General features: G+C 68.9%; 23 protein-coding genes. 14 read left to right on the plus strand and 9 right to left on the minus strand.

The genetic code is table 11. The annotated features are described in order from the left end of the window. Window positions 1-4: 4 nt before the first annotated feature. The gene (locus tag IMW82_RS15805) at window positions 5-592 is read right to left on the minus strand and encodes a sigma-70 family RNA polymerase sigma factor (RefSeq protein WP_345777141.1); all 588 of its coding nucleotides are present in this window, start codon (window positions 590-592) and stop codon (window positions 5-7) included. A 205-nt stretch (window positions 593-797) separates the two neighbouring features. Between IMW82_RS15805 and IMW82_RS15810 the strand changes: the two genes are divergently transcribed. The 3 genes from IMW82_RS15810 to IMW82_RS15820 all read left to right on the plus strand — a co-directional run bounded on the left by IMW82_RS15810 (window position 798) and on the right by IMW82_RS15820 (window position 3,988). After that, window positions 798-2,519, plus strand: coding sequence for a cytochrome c biogenesis protein DipZ (locus IMW82_RS15810; RefSeq protein ID WP_211005252.1), 1,722 nt, complete (start codon window positions 798-800; stop codon window positions 2,517-2,519). A gap of 27 nt (window positions 2,520-2,546) precedes the next feature. After that, window positions 2,547-3,146, plus strand: a complete 600-nt coding sequence (gene msrB / locus IMW82_RS15815; protein WP_211005253.1) for a peptide-methionine (R)-S-oxide reductase MsrB — start codon at window positions 2,547-2,549, stop codon at window positions 3,144-3,146. Between the two features lie 92 nt (window positions 3,147-3,238). Continuing rightward, on the plus strand, window positions 3,239-3,988 hold the full coding sequence (locus tag IMW82_RS15820; protein ID WP_211005254.1) for an SH3 domain-containing protein: 750 nt from the start codon (window positions 3,239-3,241) through the stop codon (window positions 3,986-3,988). A gap of 47 nt (window positions 3,989-4,035) precedes the next feature. Here the strand turns inward: IMW82_RS15820 and IMW82_RS15825 are convergent, their stop codons facing one another. Then, entirely contained in the window at window positions 4,036-4,491 is a 456-nt protein-coding gene (locus IMW82_RS15825; RefSeq protein ID WP_211005255.1) for a hypothetical protein, read from the minus strand. Window positions 4,492-4,575: 84 nt separating this feature from the next. Here IMW82_RS15825 and trxC point away from each other — a divergent pair, with 84 nt between their 5' ends. Beyond that, on the plus strand, window positions 4,576-5,019 hold the full coding sequence (gene trxC / locus IMW82_RS15830; RefSeq protein ID WP_108471148.1) for a thioredoxin TrxC: 444 nt from the start codon (window positions 4,576-4,578) through the stop codon (window positions 5,017-5,019). Here the strand turns inward: trxC and IMW82_RS15835 are convergent, their stop codons facing one another. Then, window positions 5,020-5,919 carry a LysR substrate-binding domain-containing protein gene (locus tag IMW82_RS15835; protein WP_211005256.1) on the minus strand — a complete coding sequence of 300 codons (900 nt, stop codon included), beginning with the start codon at window positions 5,917-5,919 and terminating at the stop codon, window positions 5,020-5,022. It abuts the gene before it with no gap. 91 nt (window positions 5,920-6,010) lie between these two features. Between IMW82_RS15835 and IMW82_RS15840 the strand changes: the two genes are divergently transcribed. The 3 genes from IMW82_RS15840 to IMW82_RS15850 all read left to right on the plus strand — a co-directional run bounded on the left by IMW82_RS15840 (window position 6,011) and on the right by IMW82_RS15850 (window position 8,847). After that, complete coding sequence (locus IMW82_RS15840; RefSeq protein ID WP_211005257.1) at window positions 6,011-6,607, plus strand: LysE family translocator; 597 nt, start codon at window positions 6,011-6,013, stop codon at window positions 6,605-6,607. Window positions 6,608-6,632: 25 nt separating this feature from the next. Next, entirely contained in the window at window positions 6,633-7,259 is a 627-nt protein-coding gene (locus IMW82_RS15845) for an NADPH-dependent FMN reductase (RefSeq protein ID WP_211005258.1), read from the plus strand. An 82-nt stretch (window positions 7,260-7,341) separates the two neighbouring features. Next, entirely contained in the window at window positions 7,342-8,847 is a 1,506-nt protein-coding gene (locus IMW82_RS15850; protein WP_211005259.1) for a peptidase S10, read from the plus strand. 116 nt (window positions 8,848-8,963) lie between these two features. Here IMW82_RS15850 and egtD read toward each other — a convergent pair whose 3' ends face one another. Then, a complete protein-coding gene (egtD, locus tag IMW82_RS15855) occupies window positions 8,964-9,953 on the minus strand; it encodes an L-histidine N(alpha)-methyltransferase (protein ID WP_211005260.1) in 990 nt (329 codons plus the stop codon). Then, the gene (gene egtB, locus IMW82_RS15860; protein ID WP_211005261.1) at window positions 9,950-11,200 is read right to left on the minus strand and encodes an ergothioneine biosynthesis protein EgtB; all 1,251 of its coding nucleotides are present in this window, start codon (window positions 11,198-11,200) and stop codon (window positions 9,950-9,952) included. The genes egtD and egtB overlap by 4 nt, the downstream gene beginning before the upstream one ends. Window positions 11,201-11,432: 232 nt before the next feature. On the opposite strand from egtB, the gene IMW82_RS15865 reads away from it, so the two are divergent. Continuing rightward, window positions 11,433-11,885: a DUF6491 family protein gene (locus tag IMW82_RS15865; protein ID WP_211005262.1), complete on the plus strand. Its 453-nt coding sequence runs from the start codon at window positions 11,433-11,435 to the stop codon at window positions 11,883-11,885. An 81-nt stretch (window positions 11,886-11,966) separates the two neighbouring features. On the opposite strand, the gene IMW82_RS15870 is transcribed toward IMW82_RS15865, so the two are convergent. The 3 genes from IMW82_RS15870 to IMW82_RS15880 form a co-directional block, all read right to left on the minus strand. Further along, window positions 11,967-12,389, minus strand: coding sequence for a hypothetical protein (locus IMW82_RS15870; RefSeq protein WP_108471138.1), 423 nt, complete (start codon window positions 12,387-12,389; stop codon window positions 11,967-11,969). 62 nt (window positions 12,390-12,451) lie between these two features. After that, entirely contained in the window at window positions 12,452-14,638 is a 2,187-nt protein-coding gene (gene rlmKL, locus IMW82_RS15875; RefSeq protein WP_211005263.1) for a bifunctional 23S rRNA (guanine(2069)-N(7))-methyltransferase RlmK/23S rRNA (guanine(2445)-N(2))-methyltransferase RlmL, read from the minus strand. After that, window positions 14,635-15,162 (minus strand): alpha/beta hydrolase, encoded by a 528-nt coding sequence (locus tag IMW82_RS15880; protein ID WP_211005264.1) that lies wholly within the window; start codon window positions 15,160-15,162, stop codon window positions 14,635-14,637. The genes rlmKL and IMW82_RS15880 overlap by 4 nt, the downstream gene beginning before the upstream one ends. 90 nt (window positions 15,163-15,252) lie before the next feature. On the opposite strand from IMW82_RS15880, the gene IMW82_RS15885 reads away from it, so the two are divergent. The 6 genes from IMW82_RS15885 (at window position 15,253) to IMW82_RS15910 (ending at window position 19,042) form a co-directional block, all read left to right on the plus strand. After that, window positions 15,253-15,807: an N-acetylmuramoyl-L-alanine amidase gene (locus tag IMW82_RS15885; RefSeq protein WP_211005265.1), complete on the plus strand. Its 555-nt coding sequence runs from the start codon at window positions 15,253-15,255 to the stop codon at window positions 15,805-15,807. Window positions 15,808-15,837: 30 nt separating this feature from the next. After that, entirely contained in the window at window positions 15,838-16,674 is an 837-nt protein-coding gene (locus IMW82_RS15890) for an AraC family transcriptional regulator (protein ID WP_211005266.1), read from the plus strand. An 84-nt stretch (window positions 16,675-16,758) separates the two neighbouring features. Continuing rightward, window positions 16,759-16,896 (plus strand): hypothetical protein, encoded by a 138-nt coding sequence (locus tag IMW82_RS15895; RefSeq protein WP_199909816.1) that lies wholly within the window; start codon window positions 16,759-16,761, stop codon window positions 16,894-16,896. A gap of 122 nt (window positions 16,897-17,018) precedes the next feature. After that, window positions 17,019-17,885 carry an acyl-CoA thioesterase II gene (locus tag IMW82_RS15900; protein WP_108471134.1) on the plus strand — a complete coding sequence of 289 codons (867 nt, stop codon included), beginning with the start codon at window positions 17,019-17,021 and terminating at the stop codon, window positions 17,883-17,885. A 13-nt stretch (window positions 17,886-17,898) separates the two neighbouring features. Continuing rightward, window positions 17,899-18,291 carry a DUF2007 domain-containing protein gene (locus IMW82_RS15905; protein ID WP_211005267.1) on the plus strand — a complete coding sequence of 131 codons (393 nt, stop codon included), beginning with the start codon at window positions 17,899-17,901 and terminating at the stop codon, window positions 18,289-18,291. A gap of 43 nt (window positions 18,292-18,334) precedes the next feature. After that, on the plus strand, window positions 18,335-19,042 hold the full coding sequence (locus IMW82_RS15910) for an arginyltransferase (RefSeq protein ID WP_211005268.1): 708 nt from the start codon (window positions 18,335-18,337) through the stop codon (window positions 19,040-19,042). A gap of 48 nt (window positions 19,043-19,090) precedes the next feature. Here the strand turns inward: IMW82_RS15910 and IMW82_RS15915 are convergent, their stop codons facing one another. Then, window positions 19,091-20,614, minus strand: coding sequence for an FMN-binding glutamate synthase family protein (locus tag IMW82_RS15915; protein ID WP_211005269.1), 1,524 nt, complete (start codon window positions 20,612-20,614; stop codon window positions 19,091-19,093). Window positions 20,615-20,629: the final 15 nt, after the last annotated feature.

The raw sequence follows: 20,629 nt of genomic DNA on the forward strand, positions 1-20,629 counted from the left end.
CACGTCAGGGTTCTCCATGGAAACGTTCGCGCAGCGCCTTCAACGCGCGGTGCAGGTTCACTTTCAGCGCGCCGGTGTTGCGCCCGGTCAGCTCGGCTGCCTCGCTGAGCGAACGCTCGCGCAGGCCCAGCTGTTCCACCGCTTCGCGCTGGCCCGGTGGCAGTTCGGCGATCGCCTCGTGCAGCCGTTGCGCGCGCTGCCCGCTCTCGGTGGCGGCACTGGCGTCGTCGGCATCCGGGTGCCGGTCGAGTGCGTAGTCGTCGTGCAGCTCGCGGCTGTCGCGACGGCCGCGGCTGCGCAGCGCGTCGATCGCGCGGCGGCTGGCGATCGCGGTCAGCCAGGCATCGTACGAGCGGGTCGGGTCGTAGGTATGGCGCACCCGGTGCACGGTGATCAGGGTCTCCTGCACCACGTCGTCCAGGCCGTCCGGCGCCACGCCCTGACGCCGCGCGGTGGCACGGATCAGCGCCACCGAATCGGCCAGCAGCCTCTCGTAGGCGCGGCGGTCGCCGGCCTGCGCAGCCGCCATCCACGCCGCCCGGCGCCGCTCGGGCGTTTCGCTGTCGTTCGCGGTGGCGACGTCGGCTGACACGGTCGGGGCGGGACTCCTCCGCAGGGAAAGTCCACTATCTAGACCCATGCAGACGGTGGCGGTCAAGGCTTGCGACATGCTTCGCTCCACGGCGGAACGCCTGTGGGGTATTCGCCGCATCCGGCCCCAGCGTTACCCCGTACCTGCAGGTAACCGCCGCCGGCACGCCGGCGAATAACCAGACAACCTTCCACGGATACCCACCATGCTCGTGTTGATCCTCGCCTACCTCGGCGGCGTACTGACCATCCTCAGCCCGTGCATCCTGCCAGTGCTGCCGTTCGTGTTCGCCCGTTCCGACCGGCCGTTCATGCGCAACGGCTTCCCGATGCTGCTGGGCATGGCGATCACCTTCGCCGCGGTCGCCACGCTGGCCGCGCTGGGTGGCGGCTGGGCGGTGCACGCGAACCAGTACGGCCGCTGGGTGGCAATGGCGGTGCTGGCCTTCCTCGGCCTGACCCTGCTGTCGACCCACCTGGCCGAATGGATCACCCGCCCGTTCGTGGCGCTGGGCAATCGCCTGTCGCAGCGTTCGGCCGGCGACGGCGATTCGGTCTGGGGCGCGGCCGGCCTCGGCGTGGCCACCGGCCTGCTGTGGGCGCCGTGCGCAGGGCCGATCCTGGGCCTGCTGCTGACCGGCGCGGCGCTGAACGGCGCCAGCGTGCAGACCACCCTGCTGCTGCTCACCTACGCCGCCGGCGCGGCCACCTCGCTAGGCCTGGCGCTGCTGATCGGCGGCAAGGTGTTCGCCCTGATGAAGCGCTCGCTCGGCGCCGGCGAATGGGTGCGCCGCACGCTCGGCGTGCTGGTGCTGTGCGGCGTAGCCGCTATCGCGCTGGGCCTGGATACCGGCCCGCTCACCCGCGTCTCGCTGGCCAGCACCGGCGGCATCGAGCAGAAGCTGATCAACGCGGTGCGTCCGGCACCGGCACCGCAGCCGGCGCCGAAGGCCGGCGAGCCGCTGCCGGTGGAAGGCACGTTCCCGTCGCTGGCCGGCGCCACGCAATGGCTGAACAGCCCGCCGCTGACCACCGAGTCGCTGCGCGGCAAGGTGGTGCTGGTCGACTTCTGGACCTACTCCTGCATCAACTGCATCCGCACGCTGCCGTACGTGCGAGGCTGGGCCGACAAGTACAAGGACCATGGCCTGGTGGTGATCGGCGTGCACGCACCGGAGTTCGCATTCGAGAAGGACCCGGCCAACGTCGCCAAGGCGATCAAGGATCTTGGCGTCGACTATCCCGTCGCGCTCGACAACGACTACGCAATCTGGAAAGGCTTCAACAACGAGTACTGGCCGGCACACTACTTCATCGACGCGCAGGGGCAGATCCGCCACCACCACTTCGGCGAAGGCGAGTACCGGGAAAGCGAGGACGTGATCCGCCAGCTGCTGGCCGATGCCGGCCAGAAGAACCTGCCCGGCGGCTACGTCAGCGACGACCATCGCGGCGTCGAGGCGGCCGCGTCGAACGATCCCACCCGTTCGCCGGAAACCTACGTCGGCTATGCCCGCGCGATGAACTTCGTCGGCGGCCGGGTGGCGCACGACGACGCACACGACTATCACGCACCCTCCTCGCTCGCCGCGGACCAATGGTCGCTCGATGGCCGCTGGACCGTGCACGACGAGAACGCGCAGCTGGACCGGGCCGGCGGCGCCATCGTCTACCGCTTCCGCGGCCGCGACCTGCACCTGGTGCTCGGCCCCGCCAGCGACGGCAAGCCGATCCGCTACCGCGTCACCATCGACGGCAAGCCGCCCGGCGCCGACCACGGCATGGACGCCGATGCCGACGGCAACGGCACGATCACCGGCCAGCGGCTGTACCAGCTGATACGCCAGGCCCACGGCAGCGGCGAGCGGCTGTTCGAGATCGAATTCCTGGACCCGGGCGTGCAGGCGTACGCGTTCACGTTCGGCTGAACCACCCACCGTTCCACGGAGGTTGCCATGTCCCGCATTGATGAAACCCTCGCGATGGATCGCCGCCGCTTCCTGCGCGCCGCAATCGGCGGCGGCGCACTGCTGGCCGTCGGCGGCGGCCTGCTGCTGCCGCGCCTGCACGCCGCGGCAAACACGCCGGTCGGCCGACCCGGCGAGGTGCTGCTGGAGATCTTCGACGACGCCGGCCACGATCTCGGCGCGCGCAAGGTGGCGCAGCTGGTGCTGAGCGACGCGCAATGGCGGCAGCGGCTGGCGCCGGCGTCGTACGAGATCATGCGTCACGACGGCACCGAACGCGCGTTCAGCGGCGAGCACGAACGGCCCGCCGTGCCCGGCCTGTTCCGCTGCATAGCCTGCGGTACGGCGTTGTACGACGCTGCTACCGAATTCGACTCCGGCACTGGCTGGCCCAGCTTCTGGCAGCCCATTGCGAAGCGCAACGTGATCGAGCGCCACGACGCCATGTTCGGCATGGATCGTATCGCGATCAGCTGCGCCGGCTGCGACAGCCACCTCGGCCACGTCTTCGATGACGGCCCGCAACCGACCGGCTTGCGCTACTGCATGAACTCGGTGGCGCTGCGCTTCGTGGCGCGGACAAGCTGAATCCAGCCCGGCCGGATAACGCCCCGACGACGGCACCCTCACTTTTGCGCGCGCATACAGACAGGCAACGGCCTCATCTGGAGATCGCCAGCATGAAACGTCCTGTCCTGTTCGCGATCGCGTCCCTGGCGGCGGCATCGGCGGCGCTGCTGGTACCGGCGCCCGCCCACGCGGCGGATGCCTACGTCACTGGCAACGTCAACCTGCGAGCCGGGCCCGACCCGGATTATCCGCTGATCGACCAGATCCCGGCTGGCACGGAAGTCGACGTGCAGGGCTGCACCGAGGGCTGGGAATGGTGCGACGTGATCGTCTACGGCGATCGCGGCTGGGTCGCCGGCAATTTCATCGAATACGAATACCAGGACGGGCCCGTGCTGCTGCCCGCCTACGGCGCACAGATCGGCATTCCCATCGTCACCTTCGTGATCGGCAACTACTGGGACCACTACTATCGCGACCGGCCGTTCTACCGCGAGCGCGACCGCTGGTACGGCCGGCCCTTCGTACGCCGGCCACCGCCGCCGCCCCTCAGCCGCCCGTATCGGGGACGGCCCGAGATGACCGACAGCTACCGCCGGAACCAGCGGCACGACTCCCGCGAGGACCACCCCGCACCGGGATACCAGGATAGCGACCGGCAGGGACCGGCAAACCGGGGGCATGCCGTGCACGTCGAGCAGGCCGGCGGCCCGCCGCAGCGCGTCAACGAACCTGGCGCCCATCCGGGCAACCAGCGCGGCCCTGTCCACGGCCAGCCGCCGGCGCACGGACGATCGCAAGGCAAGCCGGCTCAACATCGGGACGATCGGGACAAGCGCGACGACAACGACGGCCATTGATGGCTGCCGGCGTGCGCACCGCCGGTGATGTCATCCGCCGTTCGCCGTCACGGCCACCAGCCACGCCCCGTGCGGGCATAGCGGTCGGCCGCGCGCTCGAACGGATTGCGCACGCTGATCCCGCCGCACAGCAGGTACAGCGGCAGAAACAGCGGACCGAGCAGCATGTACTGGTAGACGTGGGCGCGCTCGTGGTCGGCCAGCGACACCGGCGGCTCGATGCAGCGGCCGGCGCGATGCGCGTAGGTGAGGCACGGCACGTCCAGCCGCTCGCCGGTGTGCACGATCACGTTGCCCAGGGTCAACGCCCCGCCGCCCCACGGCCAGCGCCGCGCCACCATCGCCCGTTCGCGCGGCTGCCAGCGCAACCGCGCGCCGAAGGCCACGCCGGCCAAACCCAGCAGCAGGCCAGCCAGGCTGTTTGGCAAGGTCCACAACATGCCCAACGCAAGCAGGCTTCGCTGCGGCCAGCGTGAAGCGGATGAGTCGGAACGTCGCGGCATGTCGGCTCGGCTTGGTTTCGGCAACGGGCGCCGCCATCTTGTCGGCGTTGGCGCCTGGCGCCTGCCCCGTTACCGGAGTCTGCCATGAGTACACCGCTGGCCATCCCCTGCCCGCATTGCGGCGCGCTGAACCGCGTGCCGGCCGAACGCCTCGGCGAACACCCGAACTGCGGCCGCTGCAAGCAGGCGTTGTTCGAGGGACACCCAGTGGAGCTGACCGCGGCGAATTTCGACGCGATCGCCGGCCGCGGCGACCTGCCGGTGCTGGTGGATTTCTGGGCGCCGTGGTGCGGGCCGTGCGTCGGCTTCGCGCCGGTGTTCGTGCAGGCCGCGGGCAAGTTCGAACCACGCCTGCGGCTGGCCAAGCTGGATACCGAGGCGCAGCCGCAACTGGCCGGGCGCTTCGGCATCCGCAGCATCCCCACCCTGATCATGTTCAGGCAGGGCCGCGAGATCGCGCGGCAATCCGGTGCGCTCAATGCGGCGCAGCTGCAGCAGTTCGTCGAGGGTGCGCTGGCGCGCGGCTGATCAGCGCGTGCCGGCGCCGGCCGCCTGCCAGCGCAGCCAGTCGATCACCGCAGCCACCGCGGCGCGCGGTTTTGCCGGCGGCCGCACGATCCAGTACGACGGCCCCAGCGGTACGTCGAGCTCGCCGAACGGGCGCAGCAGGCTGCCGTTCGCCACATCGTCCGCGGCCAGCCGGTGCCGCGCCAGCGCCACGCCCTGGCCCTGCATCGCCGCGCGCAGCACCAGGTCGGACGAGGTGTAGCGCGCGCCGCCCTGCAGCGAAAGTTTGGCCGGCCCGTGCGCCTGCCGCCACAGTTCCCACGCCGCCTGCGGGTCGCGGTCGTGCAGCAAGCGCAGGTCGGCCAGTTGCGCCGGTTTCGACGGACGCCCGGACGCCTGCCACAACGCCGGACTCATCACCGGGTACAGCGCGTCGTCCATCAGCGGCTCGGCATACAGCCCCGGCCATGGTCCGTTGCCCATGCGGATCGCCAGGTCGATGCGGCCATCGTCCAACGCGTCCAGCCGCTGTTCCACCTGCACCGACAGCTCGACCTTCGGGTGTGCCTTTTCCAGCGCTGGCAACCGCGGCAGCAGCCAGCGGATCGCGAACGACGGCGAGGCGGACAGGGTCACCGCGTGCGCCGGGCGGGTCTCGCGCAACGCCGCCACCGCCTGTTCGATCTCGCGCAGGCCGGACAGCATGGCGCGACCCAGCGCCTCGCCTTGCGGGGTGAACACCAGCGGACCGCGCCCGGCCGCCGCGCGCAGCAACGGCACGCCCAGCCAGCGATCCAGCTCGCCCAGGTGCCGGCTCACCGAGGAGTGCGCCATGCCCAGCTCGCGCGCGGCGGCACGCACGCCGCCATGCGCGTAGACCATGGCGAACGCGCGCAGGGCATTCAACGGCAATTCGTTCATGGTCGGAATTTTAGACCATAAACCTTGCGACACGGACCACCGATGCGCTCGAAAATGCACTTCATTCGACCATTGCCGATGAGGGAACCCCATGGATCCGTTGCTCGCCGCGTGCGGCCTGCTCTACGTGGCCGCGATCACGCCCGGCCCGAACAACCTGGTGGTGCTGCGCACGGCAGGGCATGCCGGCCTGCGCGGCGCGATGCCGGCGATCGTCGGCATCGTGTGCGGCGGCCTGCTGCTGCTCGCCGTGGTGGCGCTGGGTGCGGGGGCGGCTTTCGCCACGCACCCGCCACTGCGGCGGTGGACCGGCGCGATCGGCGCCCTGTACCTGGTCTGGCTCGGCGTATCGCTGTGCGCCGCCGGCGTCGCGCCACGACACGCCGCCGCGACGTCGGCGGCCTTGCCGGCCGGCCCCCTGGGTCTGATCGGCTTCCAGTTCCTCAACCCGAAAAGCTGGGTGATCGTGCTGACCGTGCTGGCGGCGATGCCGGCCGCCGGCCTGCGCGATTACCTGCCGCTGGCCGCACTGTTCGTGCTGATCCCCACCCTGTGCCTGCTGCTGTGGGCCGCGCTGGGCGCATGGCTGGCCCGGTGGCTGGTGCGCCCTGCGGTGCGCCGCGGCGTCGACATCGTGATGGGCGTCCTGCTGGTCGCCTGCGCCTTCCTGCTGCTGATCGAACCCTGACCCTTTGCTCACCGGAGATACCGAGATGACCACCTTCCACACCACTCCCGTCCGCCGCGTGCTGTGCCTTGCCGGCAGCCTGCGCCGCGATTCCTGGAACCGCCGCCTGTTGCAGGCGGCCGTGGCCCAGGCGCCGGCCACGCTGCAACTAGACGTGTACGGCGCACTGTCCGCCGTACCGCTGTTCGACGAGGACCTGGAGCAGCGCGACCCGGCCGGCCCCGCCGGCGTGCAGGCGCTGCGCGCGGCGATCGCCGCCGCGGACGGCCTGGTCATCGCCACGCCCGAGTACAACCATGCCATCCCCGGCGTGCTGAAGAACGCGCTGGACTGGCTGTCGCGCGAGAGCCCCGCCGGCGACGTGCTGGCGGAGAAACCCGTCGGCGTACTCGGCGCCAGCAGCGGCCCGTGGGGTACGCGCCTGGCGCAGGCCTCGCTGCGCCAGGTGCTGCATACCTGCGGCGCCCTGGTGATGCCCACGCCGACCCTGTTCGTGGCGAACGCAGCCAGCCGCTTCGATGCAGATGGCGCGCTGACGGACCTGGCCACCATGCAGTCGCTGCAGAACTTCATGCTGGCGTTCGAGCGGTGGATGGAGCGCATGGCGCCATCGTTCGGCAGGCTGGAGCCCGCGGCGACGGCGCGGCGCTGACCGCGATCACCCATGCCTTTACGCACACCCCCGCCACGGCGCCGCCGGTTAAGCTGGCCGCTTTCGCCCGCGAGGAAAAACCGTGCACCAGTCCCTGCGATCTGTCCTGCTGGCGGCCTTAGTGCTGGCCGTCTCCAGCGCCGCCCCGGCCTTCGCCGCCGACACCCACAAGCCGGCAGCACCGGAGTCGGCCGGCAGCGATGGCTTCCATCTGCCGCCGCTGCCGGCCGATGCACACGTGACGCAATCGGCCACGGTGGACGGCAGGACGCTCAAGTACACGGTCACCGTCGGCGCGCTGCCGGTGCGCGACGAGAAGGGCAAGACCACCGGCGAAGTGGTGTTCACCGCCTACACCATGGCCGGCAAGGATCGCCCGGTGACGTTCGCGCTGAACGGCGGTCCGGGCGCCTCGTCGGTGTACCTGAACCTCGGCGCGATCGGGCCGAAGAAGGTGAACTTCGGCGTCGAGGGCGACAACCCGTCCGACCCGGCCACGCTGCACGACAACCCCGGCACCTGGCTGGGCTTCACCGACCTTGTGTTCATCGATCCGGTCGGCACCGGCTACAGCCGCGCGCTGGTCGACGACAAGGAAGCGACCAAGCAGTTCTACAGTACCGACAGCGACATCAAGTACCTGTCGCGCATCGTCTACGACTGGCTGGTCAAGAACGGCCGCATGGGCTCGCGCAAGTACCTGGTCGGTGAAAGCTACGGCGGCTTTCGCGGCCCGCGCATCACCGAATACCTGCAGACCCGGCTCGGCGTGGCGATGAAGGGCGTAGTGCTGCTGTCGCCCTACCTCGACCCGGCGGCGTACTACGACGAGAACGTGTCGCCGCTGCCGTGGATGCTCACCCTGCCCTCGATCGCCGCCGCGCACCTGGAACGCGAACACAAGCTCAGCGCCGCGGCAATGGCGCCGATCGTCGAATACACCCGCGGCGAATACGCCAGCGACCTGATGCGCGGCCGCTCCGACCCGCAGGCCACCGAGCGCGTGGTGAAGAAGGTCACCGAGCTGACAGGACTCGACCCACTGTTCGTGAAGCGCTCCGGCGGCCGCATCGAGACTCAGGCCTACCTGCGCGAGGTGTACCGCGCCGAGGGCAAGCTGGGCAGCCGCTACGACTCCAACGTCACCGCCTGGGACCCGTTCCCTTACGCGCCGCACCAGCAGACCGGCGACCCGATCCTCAATGGCATCATCGCGCCCACCACCACGGCGATGGTCAACTTCGTCACCCAGACGGTCGGCTGGAAGTACGACGGCCGCTACAACGCGCTCAGCTACGAGGTGAACAAGCTGTGGCATGAAGACGAGGACGCGAACAAGGGTTCGGTATCGCAACTGCGCGAAGCGGTCGCAAACGACCCGGGCCTGCGCGTGCTGATCGCGCACGGCTGGGACGACCTGTCCTGCCCGTTCATGGCTTCGGTGCTGATCGTCGACCAGATGCCGGCGATGGGCGACCCCACGCGCGTGCAGGTGAAGAACTATCCCGGCGGCCACATGTTCTACGCACGGGCGGACAGCCAGGCCGCGCTGACCCGCGACGTGAAGGCGTTGTACGGCATCCACTGATGACGCGCGTCTCGCCGGCTCCGTAGGGCGGACGCTGTCCGCCGCTGTGCGTCACGGGATCAAAAGCCGGCGGCCGTGCCCGCGCTGCGAAGAACCGGCAACAAGCGGTCGCTGCATCAGCGCGCCGCGGCGCTGGCGCGCACCAGATACTGCACGCTGAACATCCGTTGCGGATCGGTCCACACGTGCTTCACGGCCAGCCCGGCGCGGGCGGCCAGCGCGGCGAAATCCTCCAGCGAATACTTGCAGCTGTATTCGACCTGGATCGCCTCCTCGGCGCGGAACGGCACGTTCGCGCGGCCGACCTTGACCTGCTGCTCGCGGCGGCTGACCAGGTGTGTCTCGATGCGCCCGGCCATCGGGTTGTAGTGCGACCGGTGCGCGAACGCCGGCAGCTCGAAGTTGCTGCCGATCTCGCGATTGAGCCGGGCCAGCATGTTCAGGGTGAACTCGGCGGTGACGCCGGCGCGGTCATTGTAGGCCGCCTCGATCACTGCCGGATCCTTTTTCAGATCCACTCCGATCAGGATTCCGCCGGCGTCGCCCATCTCGTTGCGCATCTTGCGCAGCAGCACGGCGGCTTCGCGGTTCTCGAAATTGCCGATGGTGGAGCCGGGGAAATACAGCACGGTACGCCGCGGCGCACGCGGCGGAATCGGCAGCCGCAGCGGCTTGCTGAAATCCGCGCACAGCGGCTGCAGCGGCAGCTGCGGGAACGCCGCCGCGAGCCGCTCGACACTTTGCCTGAGCGGCTCCGGCGAAATCTCCACCGGCACGTAGGCCACCGGCGCATGCAGGTGTTCGAGCAACATGTGGGTCTTGTGTGCGTTGCCGCTGCCGTACTCGACCAGGCGCACGTCGCTGCCCAGTGCATCGGCGATGTCGGCCGCGTGCTCATCCATCAGCGCGATCTCGCAGCGCGTGAGGTAATACTCCGGCTGCTCGCAGATCCGTTCGAACAGCATCGAGCCGCGCTCGTCGTAAAACAGCCACGACGGCAGCCGCTTGGGCCGGGCGCCGAGGCCGCGCTGGACGACTTCAAGGAGATCGCTCGATGGCGGGCGACGGTCGTCGTCGCTGATGCCAAAGGGTTGCACGCTGCTCATCGGTCCTGTCCCAGTCTCAGCCCGGCGAATTGCCAGCGGGCATGGGGTGGAAAGAAATTGCGGTAGGTGACGCGAAGGTGATCGCGCGGGGTGGCGCAGGAACCGCCACGCAACACCCACTGGCCGCACATGAATTTGCCGTTGTACTCGCCCAGCGAACCAGGCAGCGGACGGAAGCCCGGGTAGTTGACGTAGGGCGAAGCGGTCCACTCCCACACGTCGCCGTAAAGCTGCTGCAGGCCGGTGTCGCCAACTGCAGCCGCGCGCGGCTGGAAGCGCTGCGCGTCCTGCAGGTTGCCGTCGATCGTGACGCCCTGCGCCGCCGATTCCCACTCGGCCTCGGTGGGCAGCCGCGCGCCGGCCCAGCGCGCGAACGCCTCGGCCTCGTAATAGCTGAGATGACAGACCGGCTCGTGCGGATCGAGCGCGCGCACGCCGGCCAGGGTGAATTCGCTGGCCAGGTCATCCTGCCAGTAGAGCGGATGCCGCCAACCCTCGCGCTGCACCGTGGCCCAGCCGTCGGACAGCCACAGCCCGGATTCGCGGTAGCCACCCTCGCGCACGAAGGCCAGATACTCGGCATTGGTCACCAGGCGGTTGGCCAGCGCGTGCGGCTGCAGCAGGGTGCGGTGGCGCGGAGTCTCGTTGTCGAACGCAAAGCCCTCGCCGCGGTGGCCGATCTCGACGATGCCCTCACGGCCCGCGACGAAACGCAGTGGCATCGCTTTCGCATCCGCTGCGACGATCGGTGCGCGATACGCCGGCTGCAACGGGTTGCACCAGAACGCGTGCTTGATGTCGGTCAGCAGCAATTCCTGGTGTTGCTGTTCGTGCTGCAGGCCCAGCTCGACCAGCCCGGGCAGTTCCGCGTCATCGGCACGGCCGAGCAGTTCGCCCACCGCGTCGTCGATGCGGCGACGGTAATCCCACACCTCGTCCAGCGACGGCCGCGACAGCAGCCCGCGCTGCGGCCGTGCGTGCATCGGCCCGACCGACTGGTAGTAGGAATTGAACAGGTAATGCCAGGCCGGATCGCGCGGCCGGTACGCCGGGTCGCGGCCCAGCACGAACTGCTCGAAGAACCAGCTGGTATGCGCCAGATGCCACTTGCCGGGACTGGCGTCGGGCATCGACTGCAGTTGCAGATCCTCGGCGCTGAGGCTGGCGCACAGCGCCATCGTCCGTTGCCGCACCTGCGTGAATCGCAAGGCAACGCTTGCTGGCGTGGGCGACGGCAAGGTCGTCACGACCAGCTCCCTGACACGGTCGCCCGCGGGATCGCGACAAGCAGGTTCACGCAGCGCGAATCGTTCAAAAGCATATTCACCAGCATGCCGGGTCAACCGTTCACTTCTTGTGATACGAAGATGGCAGATACTTTGCAGCGGCCTTCCCCATGCCGCTGCCCGTGCGGGCCGACATACGGCCCCGTGGCCGAATCACGGTATGCGTATTACCCGAACGGACGAGGTAACGCCCATGAAAACGATCCTCCCCCCCCTGCTGCTCGCTCTCGTCGTCGGTACCGGTACCGGTGCCGCGCAGGCCGCCGAGACAGCGCCGGTCCGCTCGCCGCTGCCGGCGGCGGACTGCATCGACACCACGCAGATCAACGAGTGGTACATCGTCGACGCACGCACCGCCATCGTGCGCACCGGTCCGAAACATTACCTGGTGACGCTGCAGAACGACTGCCCGCGACTGGGCACGCCGCCGCCCGGGCTTATATTCCGGCCCAACCCGTCCAACGCCATCGTCAACCGGGGCCGCATCTGCGGCGAGGTCGGTGAAACGGTGCGCTCGCGCTACCAGCCGCCATGCGCGATCGAGTCGGTGAGCAAGATCGACAAGGCCCGCTTCAAACAGCTCGGCGAACACGCGGCACGGCACGGCAGCGGCGCCGAGCTGCCGACGGCCCTGCCTGCACACTGAGATGCTGTCGACCCTCAACACGCGAAGAGCCCGGACATGCCGGGCTCTTCGTTCTGTGCAGCGATGATCCGGCGCGCCGGATCAATCGTCATCGTCGTCATATCCGCGGACATACCGCGTCTGGTACGGGTCGCCGTACACCACGGTGCGGGTCTCGACCACGCGGCGACGCACGACCGGGGCGTCCTCGTAAATCACCGTCCGCGGCGGGCCGTATACCACCGGTGCCTCGTAATACACCGGTGCGGGACGCAACGCGTCGCTGACCAGGCCGGCCACGGCACCGGTGACGATGGCGCCGGCGATCCAGCGTCCGCCGCTCCAGTAGCCGCCGTGATGGTAACGACCACCGTCGTAGCCGTGGTAACCGCCGTGGTAGCCGCCACGCCATCCACGATAGCCATCATGATCGTGCGCGGAAGCGCTCAACGGCATCGCCACCGCCGCCGCGACCGCCAGACCGATGGCTGCCAGCTTGCCTGCACCACTGAAACGTTGGGTCATGATCGTTCTCCGTTGTACGGGACGGATGCTCGTCCGATCACGCTTAATATGCACTGAAGGGTTCATTTTTTAATGTGTGCTGTATCCCAGGGGTTGATCCCCGTCACAGCCGGGCGCCGGCGCAGCAGCCAGCAGCCGTGGATGTCGGCGCGGCGGGCGAAGTCGAACGGGATGCTGGGCGCGCTCCAGTCCTCGATCGCGAAGTGCGGTTCCAGCGCCTCGCGATCCAGCTTGAAGCGGCGGAAGTTGTTGGAGAACACGATCACGCCGTCACGGGTCAGCCGTGCGTTGCAGGCTTCCAGCAGCTTCACGTGGTCTCGCTGCACATCGAAATCCTCGGCGCGCTTGGAATTGGAGAAAGTCGGCGGGTCGACGAAGATCAGCCCGTAATGGCCGCGGTCGCGCTGCAGGAATTCCAGCGCGTCGAACTGCATCAGCCGATGATCGGTGCCGGTAAAGCCGTTCAGCGCCAGGTTGCGCGACGCCCACTCCAGATAGGTGGCCGACAGGTCCACGCTGGTGGTTTCCAGCGCGCCGCCGGCCGCGGCGTGCACGCTGGCGGTGGCAGTGTAGGCGAACAGGTTGAGGAAGCACTTGCCATCGGCCAGCTCGCGCACTTTCGCACGCACCAGTCGGTGATCGAGGAACAGGCCGGTGTCGAGGTAGTCGGTGAGGTTGACCAGGAACTTCAGGCCGCCCTCTTCCACCTCGATGAACTCGTTGCGCTGGTCGAGCTGACCGTACTTGGAGCCGCCCTTGCCGCGTTCGCGGGTCTTGATCGCGATGCGCTCGCGCGGCACGCCGAGCACCTCGCCGGCCACGCGGGCGATCTCGCGCAAGCGCAATCGCGCCACGTCGGCGGGAACGTCGGCCGGCGCGCGGTATTCCTGGATGTGCAGGTGGTCATCGCCGTTGGTGTCGCCGTAGACGTCGATCGCCGCGGCGTACTCGGGCAGGTCCTGGTCATAGGCACGCCAGCAATGGATGCCCTCGCGCGCCAGCCGCTTGCGCAGGTGCCTGACGTTCTTTTCCAGCCGGTTCTTCAGCATCTGCGCACCGGCCGACAGCGGCTTCGGCTCGCGCGGTTTCTCGTCGCGCGGCTTCAGGTCGAAGGTCAGCAGCACGGTTTCCAGCGCGCCGTTGTACAGCGTGTAACGCTTGTCCGCGTGCAGCTGCATCATCCGGCCCAGTTCCGCCTCGCCGGCCAGCACCGCGGCACGCCAGCCGGTGAAGCGGTTGCGCAAGGTGTCGCCCAGCGCGCGGTACAACTTCGGCATCTCGGCGCGATCACCGAGTCGCTCGCCGTACGGCGGGTTGGTGATGACCAGGCCGTAGTCGACGCCCGGCGGTGGTGCGGCATGCGCCACGTCCTGCTTTTCCAGGGTGAAGAAACCGGCCACGCCGGCGGCCTGCGCATTGCGCTTGGCCACCTGCACCATGCGCGGATCGGCGTCGCTGCCGAAGAACACGCTGCGCAGGCCGCGCAACCCGGTCTCGGCGCGCTGCTTCGCCTCATCCAGCAGGCCACGCCACAACGCGATGTCGTGCTGCTGCCAGCCGAGGAAGCCGAAGTATTCGCGGCGCAGGCCGGGCGCCACGTCGGCCGCCATCAGCGCGCCTTCGATCAGCAAGGTGCCCGAGCCGCACATCGGGTCGAGCAGCGCGCCGCCGGCGGCGTAGACCTCGGGCCAGTGCGCGCGCAACAGCATCGCGGCGGCGAGGTTTTCCTTCAGCGGTGCCTCGCCCTGCTCCTCGCGCCAGCCGCGCCGGTGCAGCGGCGAGCCAGCCAGGTCCAGCGACAGCGTGGCGCGGTCGCGGCGCACACGGACGTTGATGCGGATGTCCGGCTCGTCGGTGTCGATGCCGGGGCGCGAACCGTCGCGCTGGCGGAACTGGTCGACCACCGCGTCCTTGGTGCGCAGGCCGATGAACTGGCTGTGGGTCAGCTTGCTCAGCGCAGTGCCGGCGTCCACCGCGAAGGTGGCGTGTGCGGCCAGATGCCGGCTCCAGTCGATGTCCTGCACGCCGCGGTACAGCGCGTCGTCGTCGGCCGCCTCGAACTCGGCCAGCGGCAGCAGGATGCGGCTGGCCAGGCGCGACCACAGGCAGGCCTTGTACGCGGTTCCCAGCGTGCCGGAGAAATGTGCGCCGGCCAGCGCCTCGCGCACGTCACTGGCGCCGAGCGCGACCAGTTCGTCGCGCAGCAGGTATTCCATGCCCTTGGGGCAGGTGGCGAAATAGTGGTTCATGCGGCGGTCGCCAGCTGGTCGAGCAGATGGCGGAACTGCGCGTCGATCATCGCCATGCTGGCACCCAGTCGATGGTCGTCGTCCAGCACCAGCAACGGCAGCCGGCGCTTCGCGGCGAACGCATGCACGCCGGCGAGCGGACAGACCTCATCACGCCAGCCATGGATCAGCATCGTGGGCACGCCGGCACGCAGGTCGAACGAGCGTGCGTAGCCGGGGATTTCGCTGGGCGTGGCCAGCAACAGCAAGCCGGCCACCGGCACGTCCAGCGAGACCAGGCCGGAAACGAATGCACCCATGCTGGAACCGACCAGCAGCGGCGGCGCGCCCAGCGCCTCGATGGTGGCGCGCAGGCGGGCGATCCGCGGCGCCACCGATCCGGCAAAGCCGCGTGCATCGTCGGCGCGGTAGTCCGGTCGCTGCGTGCGCCAGCCCAGCGATTCGGCCAGTGCGGCCAGCGCGCTGACCTTGGTGGCGTCCGGACTGGAGTCCGAGCCGTGCGAAAGAATGATCTGGCCGCGCATGGCGCGTCTCCATGAAACTGCTGGAAGCAAGGCGCGCATGGTAACAGGCGGCGTTTCCGCGGGGCCTTGGCGCATGCGAAACTGCCGCGCATGAGCCTGAGCATCCACGAGCAGCCGCTGCCCTACGTCGACCTCCTGCCCGAGCGCCCGGCCGACGCGGTCGAACTGGTGGTGATCCACTGCACCGAGCTGCCGGACCTGGCGCTGGCGCGCGAGTACGGCGAGAAGGTGCTGCACGCCAGTGGCGCCGGCAACAGCGGCCACTACTACGTCGACCGCGACGGTGCGGTGTATCGCTACGTGCCCGGCACCCGCGTGGCGAACCACGTGCGCGGCCACAACCCGAACTCGATCGGCATCGAGCTGGTCAACCGGGGCCGCTATCCGCACTGGTGGGATTCGCGCCACCAGCAGATGGACGAGCCATACGCCGATGCGCAGATCGCCGCACTGCGCGCCCTGCTGGCGCAGTTGCGTGTCGAATTTCCGAACCTGCGCCAGATCGCCGGGCACGAGGATCTGGACACCGCGTTGATGCCGGCCAGCGACGATTCCGCGCTCGAAGTTCATCGCAAGCTCGATCCCGGCCCGATGTTTCCATGGGACGCCATCGTCCCGGCCTGCGGCCTGCAGCGCCTGCGCTAGACTGCGTCGAGCTTCCCTCGACCCACCGCCATGCCGGAGTTCGACGCCCAGCCGCTGCTGCAATCGTCCACCGTCGCGGTGCACGACGTGTGCTGCCGCGGCGCCTGCCGCCATCGCGGCGCCGAGGAATGCGCCGCCGCCACCCAGTTGGTGTTCCCGTATCGCGGGCTGTTCCTGCGCCACGTCGGTAGCACGCAATCGGTGGCTGACGCCAACCACGTGCTGTTCTTCAACGCCGGCGAGAGTTATCAGGTCAGCCACCCGGCGGCCGGCGGCGATGCCTGCCTGTCGCTGTCGGTGTCGCAGCCGCTGCTGCGCGAGCTTGCGCCGGTCGCGATGCTGCAGCGGCGCGACCAGCCCGTGTTCCGCCACCAGGCGCTGCGCATCGACGAGCGCGCACAGGTGCTGGTGGCGCTGCTGCGCCACAGCCTGCGCAACGGCGGCATCGAGCCGCTGGAGGCCGAGAGCCTGGCGCTGACCCTGGTGTGCCGCAGCCTCGGCCCGCGCACCACCCATGCGCCCGGCGCGACCCGTGCGCGGCAACGACTGGTGGACCGGGCCAAACTGCTGCTCGCCAGCGACCTCACCCGGCGCTGGGCGCTGGCGGATATCGCCGCGGAAGTCGGCGGCTCGCCGGTCTACCTCACCCAGGCCTTCCAGCAGGTCGAAGGCATGCCGCTGTACCGCTACCACCTACGCCTGCGCCTGGCCCGCGCGCTGGACCGTGTGGCCGACTGCGAGGACGTCGCCGCGCTGGCGCAGGACCTGGGCTTCTCCAACCACAGCCATTTCAGTGCCGCCTTCCGCCAGGCCTACGGCCGCACGCCCACGGCATTCCGCCAGGCCGCGCTGTCGCGCTCGTCGTGAATCACTAAAGATCCTGACAGCCGCCGTCGGCGGCCGGTGGTCTTCTGTGCCTGCCCGATCCCGGGCATCTACCGGAGACCAAGCATGAACGAGACCACCTGCGCCGCCTGCGACTACCCGCTCGATGGCAACGCCATCAAGGTCACCATCGGCGGCCGCACCGTCGAAGTCTGCTGCGAGGAGTGCGCGCAGAAGCTGCGCGAGGCGGAAGCGCAATCGTAAGCGGCCAGGCCTGCACCTGCCGCACGGTGGCGGCGCCGGGCATGACCCGGCGTCGCCTCCTCGCCTGTCCACGGGTTCGGGCGCCGCCACCGCTATACTGGCGCCCCCTGCAAGGACACGCCATGAGCGAAGACCACGTTGCCGAACTTGTCGAGCTGCTGCAGCTGGAACGGCTGGAGGACAACCTGTTCCGCGGCCAGAGCCGCGACATCGGCACCCGCTTCGTGTTCGGCGGCCAGGTGCTGGGGCAGGCGCTGGCGGCGGCGCAGCAGACCGTCGACCCGTCGCGCGAAGCGCATTCGCTGCACGCCTATTTCCTGCGCGCCGGCGACATCGAGGCGCCGATCGTGTACAGCGTGGAGCGCACCCGCGATGGCGGCACGTTTTCCTCGCGGCGGGTGGTGGCGATCCAGCATGGCCAGCCGATCCTGAACGGCTCGATCTCGTTCCAGCTGCCCGAGCCGGGTGTGGAACACCAGACCAGCATGCCGAAAGTGCCGGCGCCAGAAGACATCGAACCGCTGCATCCGCTGCCGCCGGACGAACTGGCGCGACTGCCGGTGAAGCTGCAGCGCTGGCTCGGCATCGATGGCCCGTTCGAGTTCCGCCAGGTGTGGCCGCGCGACGAGCTGCATCCGGTCAAGCGCCCGCCGATCCAGCACATCTGGTTCCGGCTCACCGCGCCGATCGACGACGCGGCGATCCTGCATCGCGCGCTGCTCGCGTACGCTTCGGATTTCCACCTGATCGGCACCGCCACACTGCCACACGGCATCTCGTACATGACCCACAACGTGCAGATGGCCAGCCTCGACCATGCGCTGTGGTTCCACCGCTCGTTCCGCGTCGACGAATGGCTGCTGTATTCGTTCGACAGCCCCACCGCACAGGGCGGTCGCGGCCTGGCGCGCGGGCAGATCTTCAGTCGCGATGGCCGGCTGGTCGCCTCTTCCGCCCAGGAAGGCCTGATCCGCGTGCGCGGCGACTGAGTAAACTGCAGCCATGCGCCAGATCTATACCTCACCCCGCCAGGAAAACATCGATACCGTGGTCGCCTTGATGGCCGAACACGGCATCGAGGCCACCGTGGCCAATCGGTCCAACTACAACCGGCCGACCTGGCAGCGTTTCAGCTATTCGCAGCGGCAGGACGACCGCAGCAGCTGGGCGCAGGTGTGGATCACCCACGCCGACGACTACACCAAGGCGCGCACCCTGCTGCGCGAGATCGGCATCGAGCCGGTGATCCGCCATGGCGAGGAGCTGGCCGCCGCACGCAATCCCACCCCGGCCGACCGGCGCGCGCATACGGTGGCCCGCGCCCGCCGCATCGTGCTGCTGGCGGTGCTGGCCGTACTCGCCATGGCGATGCTGCGCTATTTGCGGGTGCTCTGAACCCGATGGTGCGACGCCCGCCGCGTGGGCATAGAATCGGGAGATGCGCCGTTCCGACCAAGTCCGTCTGTTCCAGACCCTGCCCCACGCGTGCGGCTATTATGCCGATCGCACGGCGCAGAACCTGGTGCTGGATCCAGCCGCGCCGAACCTCGACAAACTGTACGGCCCGGCGCTCGAACGCGGCTTCCGTCGCGCCGGTGGCCACCTGTACTTCCCGCACTGCGCGCAGTGCCACGCCTGCACGCCGTGCCGCATCGACGTGGCGAACTTCCGGCCGGACCGCACCCAGCGCCGCTGCCTGAAGCGCAACGCCGACCTCGTGCTCAGCGAGTCGCTCCCCGGCTACAACCGCGAGCGCCACACGCTGTACGAACGCTACCTGCAGAGCCGCCATGCCGGCGGCGGCATGGACGATGCCGAGGCCAGCGACTTCCGCCGCTTCCTCACCGCACCGTGGAGCCCCACCCTGTTCATGGAGTTGCGCCTGGGCGAACGCCTGCTCGCGGTGGCGGTCACCGATATCTGCCCCAACGGCGTGTCAGCGGTCTACACCTTCTACGACCCCGACGAAACCACACGCAGCCTGGGCACCTACGCGATCCTGCAGCAGGTGGCACTGACCCGCCGCCGCAACCTGCCATGGCTGTACCTGGGCTTCTGGATCGACGGCCATCCGAAGATGGATTACAAGCGGCGATTCAGGCCACTGCAGATCCGCACGGCCGAGGGCTGGGTCGCGATGCCGTAGGGCAGGCCGTGCCTGCCGCCCCATGCGAAACCAGCGGCGGGCAGTGCCCTACCGGGTCTCCAGCCCCGACGCCTGCGGCTGCGGGTACGGAAACAGTTTCTCCAGCGGGATCGACAGGCCGTCGTCACCCACCACACGGCAGTGGCCGCGATTGAGCTGGCGTGGCTCGCTGACGCCGCAGCTGTGCGCGATGATGCCGACTTCGTGCATCAGGTTCTTCGCGTAGTGGTACACCCGCTCGCTCTTGTCGCTGACCACCAGGCCGCGCTGCAGTTTCGGGTTCTGCGTGGTGATGCCGGTGGGACAGGTGTTGCGGTTGCACTGCAGCGACTGGATGCAGCCCAGCGCCAGCATGAAACCACGCGCGGAGTTGACGAAGTCCGCGCCGATCGACAGCGCCCACGCCACGTCGTAGGCGGTGATGCACTTGCCCGAGCAGACTACCTTGATGCGCTCGCGCAGGCCCTTGACGATCAGCATGTCGAGGAGCGCCGGCAGTGCCTCGTGCAGCGGCAGGCCGACGCCTTCCATCAGGGTCTGCGGCGCGGCGCCGGTACCACCCTCGGAGCCGTCGACGATGATGAAGTCCGGCGCACTCTCGATGCCGCGCTTGCGCACTTCGTCACACAGCTCGCCGATCCACTCCACCCCGCCGAGCACCGCCTTGAAACCGACCGGCTTGCCGGTGAGCTCGCGGATGTGCGCGATGGCATCCATCAGCTGCGTGACGTTGCCGATATCGAGATGGCGGTTCGGGCTCTGCGAATCCTCCCCGACCGGAATGCCGCGGATCGCGGCGATCTCGGCGGTGACCTTGGCGCCGGGCAGCAGGCCGCCCATGCCCGGCTTGGCGCCCTGGCCGAGCTTGATGCTGACCATCTTCACCTGCGGGTGCGCGCAGATCGCCAGCAGCTTGTCGTCGTCGAGTTTGCCGTCGCTCGTGCGCACGCCGTACTTGGCGGTGCCGATCTCGAAGATGATGTCGCAGCCGCCTTCGAGGTGATACGGCGCCAGGCCGCCCTCGCCGGTGTCCATCCAGATGCCGGCCTTGGCCGCGCCGCGCGACAGCGCACGCACCGCCGGCGCCGACAGCGCGCCGAAGCTCATCGCCGAGATGTTGAAGAACGCCGCATGGCTGTACGGTTCACGCGCGTACGGACCAATCGTCACCGGCACCGGCTCGACGTGATCCACGCCCAGGTCGGGAAACGGCGCGTTGACGAAGAACGGCACGCCCTCGCCACGCAGGTCGCGGCTGGAACCGAAGGCGTTGGTGTTGTCGACGTTTTTCGCGGCGCGATAGACCCAGGTGCGCTGGGCGCGGTTGAATGGCATTTCCTCACGGTCACTGGAATACAGGTACTGGCGGAAGAACTCGCCCAGGTGCAGGAACCAGTAGCGGAAGTGGCCGATCACCGGGAAATTGCGCAGCACCGCGTTGCCGGTCTGGTTGCGGTCGACCACCCAGGTCACCGCCAGCACCACCACCGCCAGCGCCAGCATCAGCATGGCAAACGTCGTGACCAGTTCGACCAGCACGATCAGCCAGTGCGCAAAGCCGGTGGATTCCATCCGTCCTCTCCTTTC

It is taken from the genome of Rhodanobacter sp. B2A1Ga4 (assembly GCF_018101315.1).
Taxonomy (GTDB): Bacteria; Pseudomonadota; Gammaproteobacteria; order Xanthomonadales; family Rhodanobacteraceae; genus Rhodanobacter; species Rhodanobacter thiooxydans_A.

Bases quoted from the DNA above. Each gene is read 5' to 3' on its own strand.
- IMW82_RS15810 (WP_211005252.1), top strand. From the start codon at position 798: ATGCTCGTGTTGATCCTCGCCTACCTCGGCGGCGTACTGACCATCCTC.
- msrB (WP_211005253.1), top strand. From the start codon at position 2,547: ATGTCCCGCATTGATGAAACCCTCGCGATGGATCGCCGCCGCTTCCTG.
- IMW82_RS15820 (WP_211005254.1), top strand. From the start codon at position 3,239: ATGAAACGTCCTGTCCTGTTCGCGATCGCGTCCCTGGCGGCGGCATCG.
- IMW82_RS15825 (WP_211005255.1), bottom strand. From the start codon at position 4,491: ATGCCGCGACGTTCCGACTCATCCGCTTCACGCTGGCCGCAGCGAAGC.
- trxC (WP_108471148.1), top strand. From the start codon at position 4,576: ATGAGTACACCGCTGGCCATCCCCTGCCCGCATTGCGGCGCGCTGAAC.
- IMW82_RS15835 (WP_211005256.1), bottom strand. From the start codon at position 5,919: ATGAACGAATTGCCGTTGAATGCCCTGCGCGCGTTCGCCATGGTCTAC.
- IMW82_RS15840 (WP_211005257.1), top strand. From the start codon at position 6,011: ATGGATCCGTTGCTCGCCGCGTGCGGCCTGCTCTACGTGGCCGCGATC.
- IMW82_RS15845 (WP_211005258.1), top strand. From the start codon at position 6,633: ATGACCACCTTCCACACCACTCCCGTCCGCCGCGTGCTGTGCCTTGCC.
- egtD (WP_211005260.1), bottom strand. From the start codon at position 9,953: ATGAGCAGCGTGCAACCCTTTGGCATCAGCGACGACGACCGTCGCCCG.
- IMW82_RS15865 (WP_211005262.1), top strand. From the start codon at position 11,433: ATGAAAACGATCCTCCCCCCCCTGCTGCTCGCTCTCGTCGTCGGTACC.
- IMW82_RS15870 (WP_108471138.1), bottom strand. From the start codon at position 12,389: ATGACCCAACGTTTCAGTGGTGCAGGCAAGCTGGCAGCCATCGGTCTG.
- rlmKL (WP_211005263.1), bottom strand. From the start codon at position 14,638: ATGAACCACTATTTCGCCACCTGCCCCAAGGGCATGGAATACCTGCTG.
- IMW82_RS15880 (WP_211005264.1), bottom strand. From the start codon at position 15,162: ATGCGCGGCCAGATCATTCTTTCGCACGGCTCGGACTCCAGTCCGGAC.
- IMW82_RS15885 (WP_211005265.1), top strand. From the start codon at position 15,253: ATGAGCCTGAGCATCCACGAGCAGCCGCTGCCCTACGTCGACCTCCTG.
- IMW82_RS15890 (WP_211005266.1), top strand. From the start codon at position 15,838: ATGCCGGAGTTCGACGCCCAGCCGCTGCTGCAATCGTCCACCGTCGCG.
- IMW82_RS15895 (WP_199909816.1), top strand. From the start codon at position 16,759: ATGAACGAGACCACCTGCGCCGCCTGCGACTACCCGCTCGATGGCAAC.
- IMW82_RS15900 (WP_108471134.1), top strand. From the start codon at position 17,019: ATGAGCGAAGACCACGTTGCCGAACTTGTCGAGCTGCTGCAGCTGGAA.
- IMW82_RS15905 (WP_211005267.1), top strand. From the start codon at position 17,899: ATGCGCCAGATCTATACCTCACCCCGCCAGGAAAACATCGATACCGTG.
- IMW82_RS15910 (WP_211005268.1), top strand. From the start codon at position 18,335: ATGCGCCGTTCCGACCAAGTCCGTCTGTTCCAGACCCTGCCCCACGCG.
- IMW82_RS15915 (WP_211005269.1), bottom strand. From the start codon at position 20,614: ATGGAATCCACCGGCTTTGCGCACTGGCTGATCGTGCTGGTCGAACTG.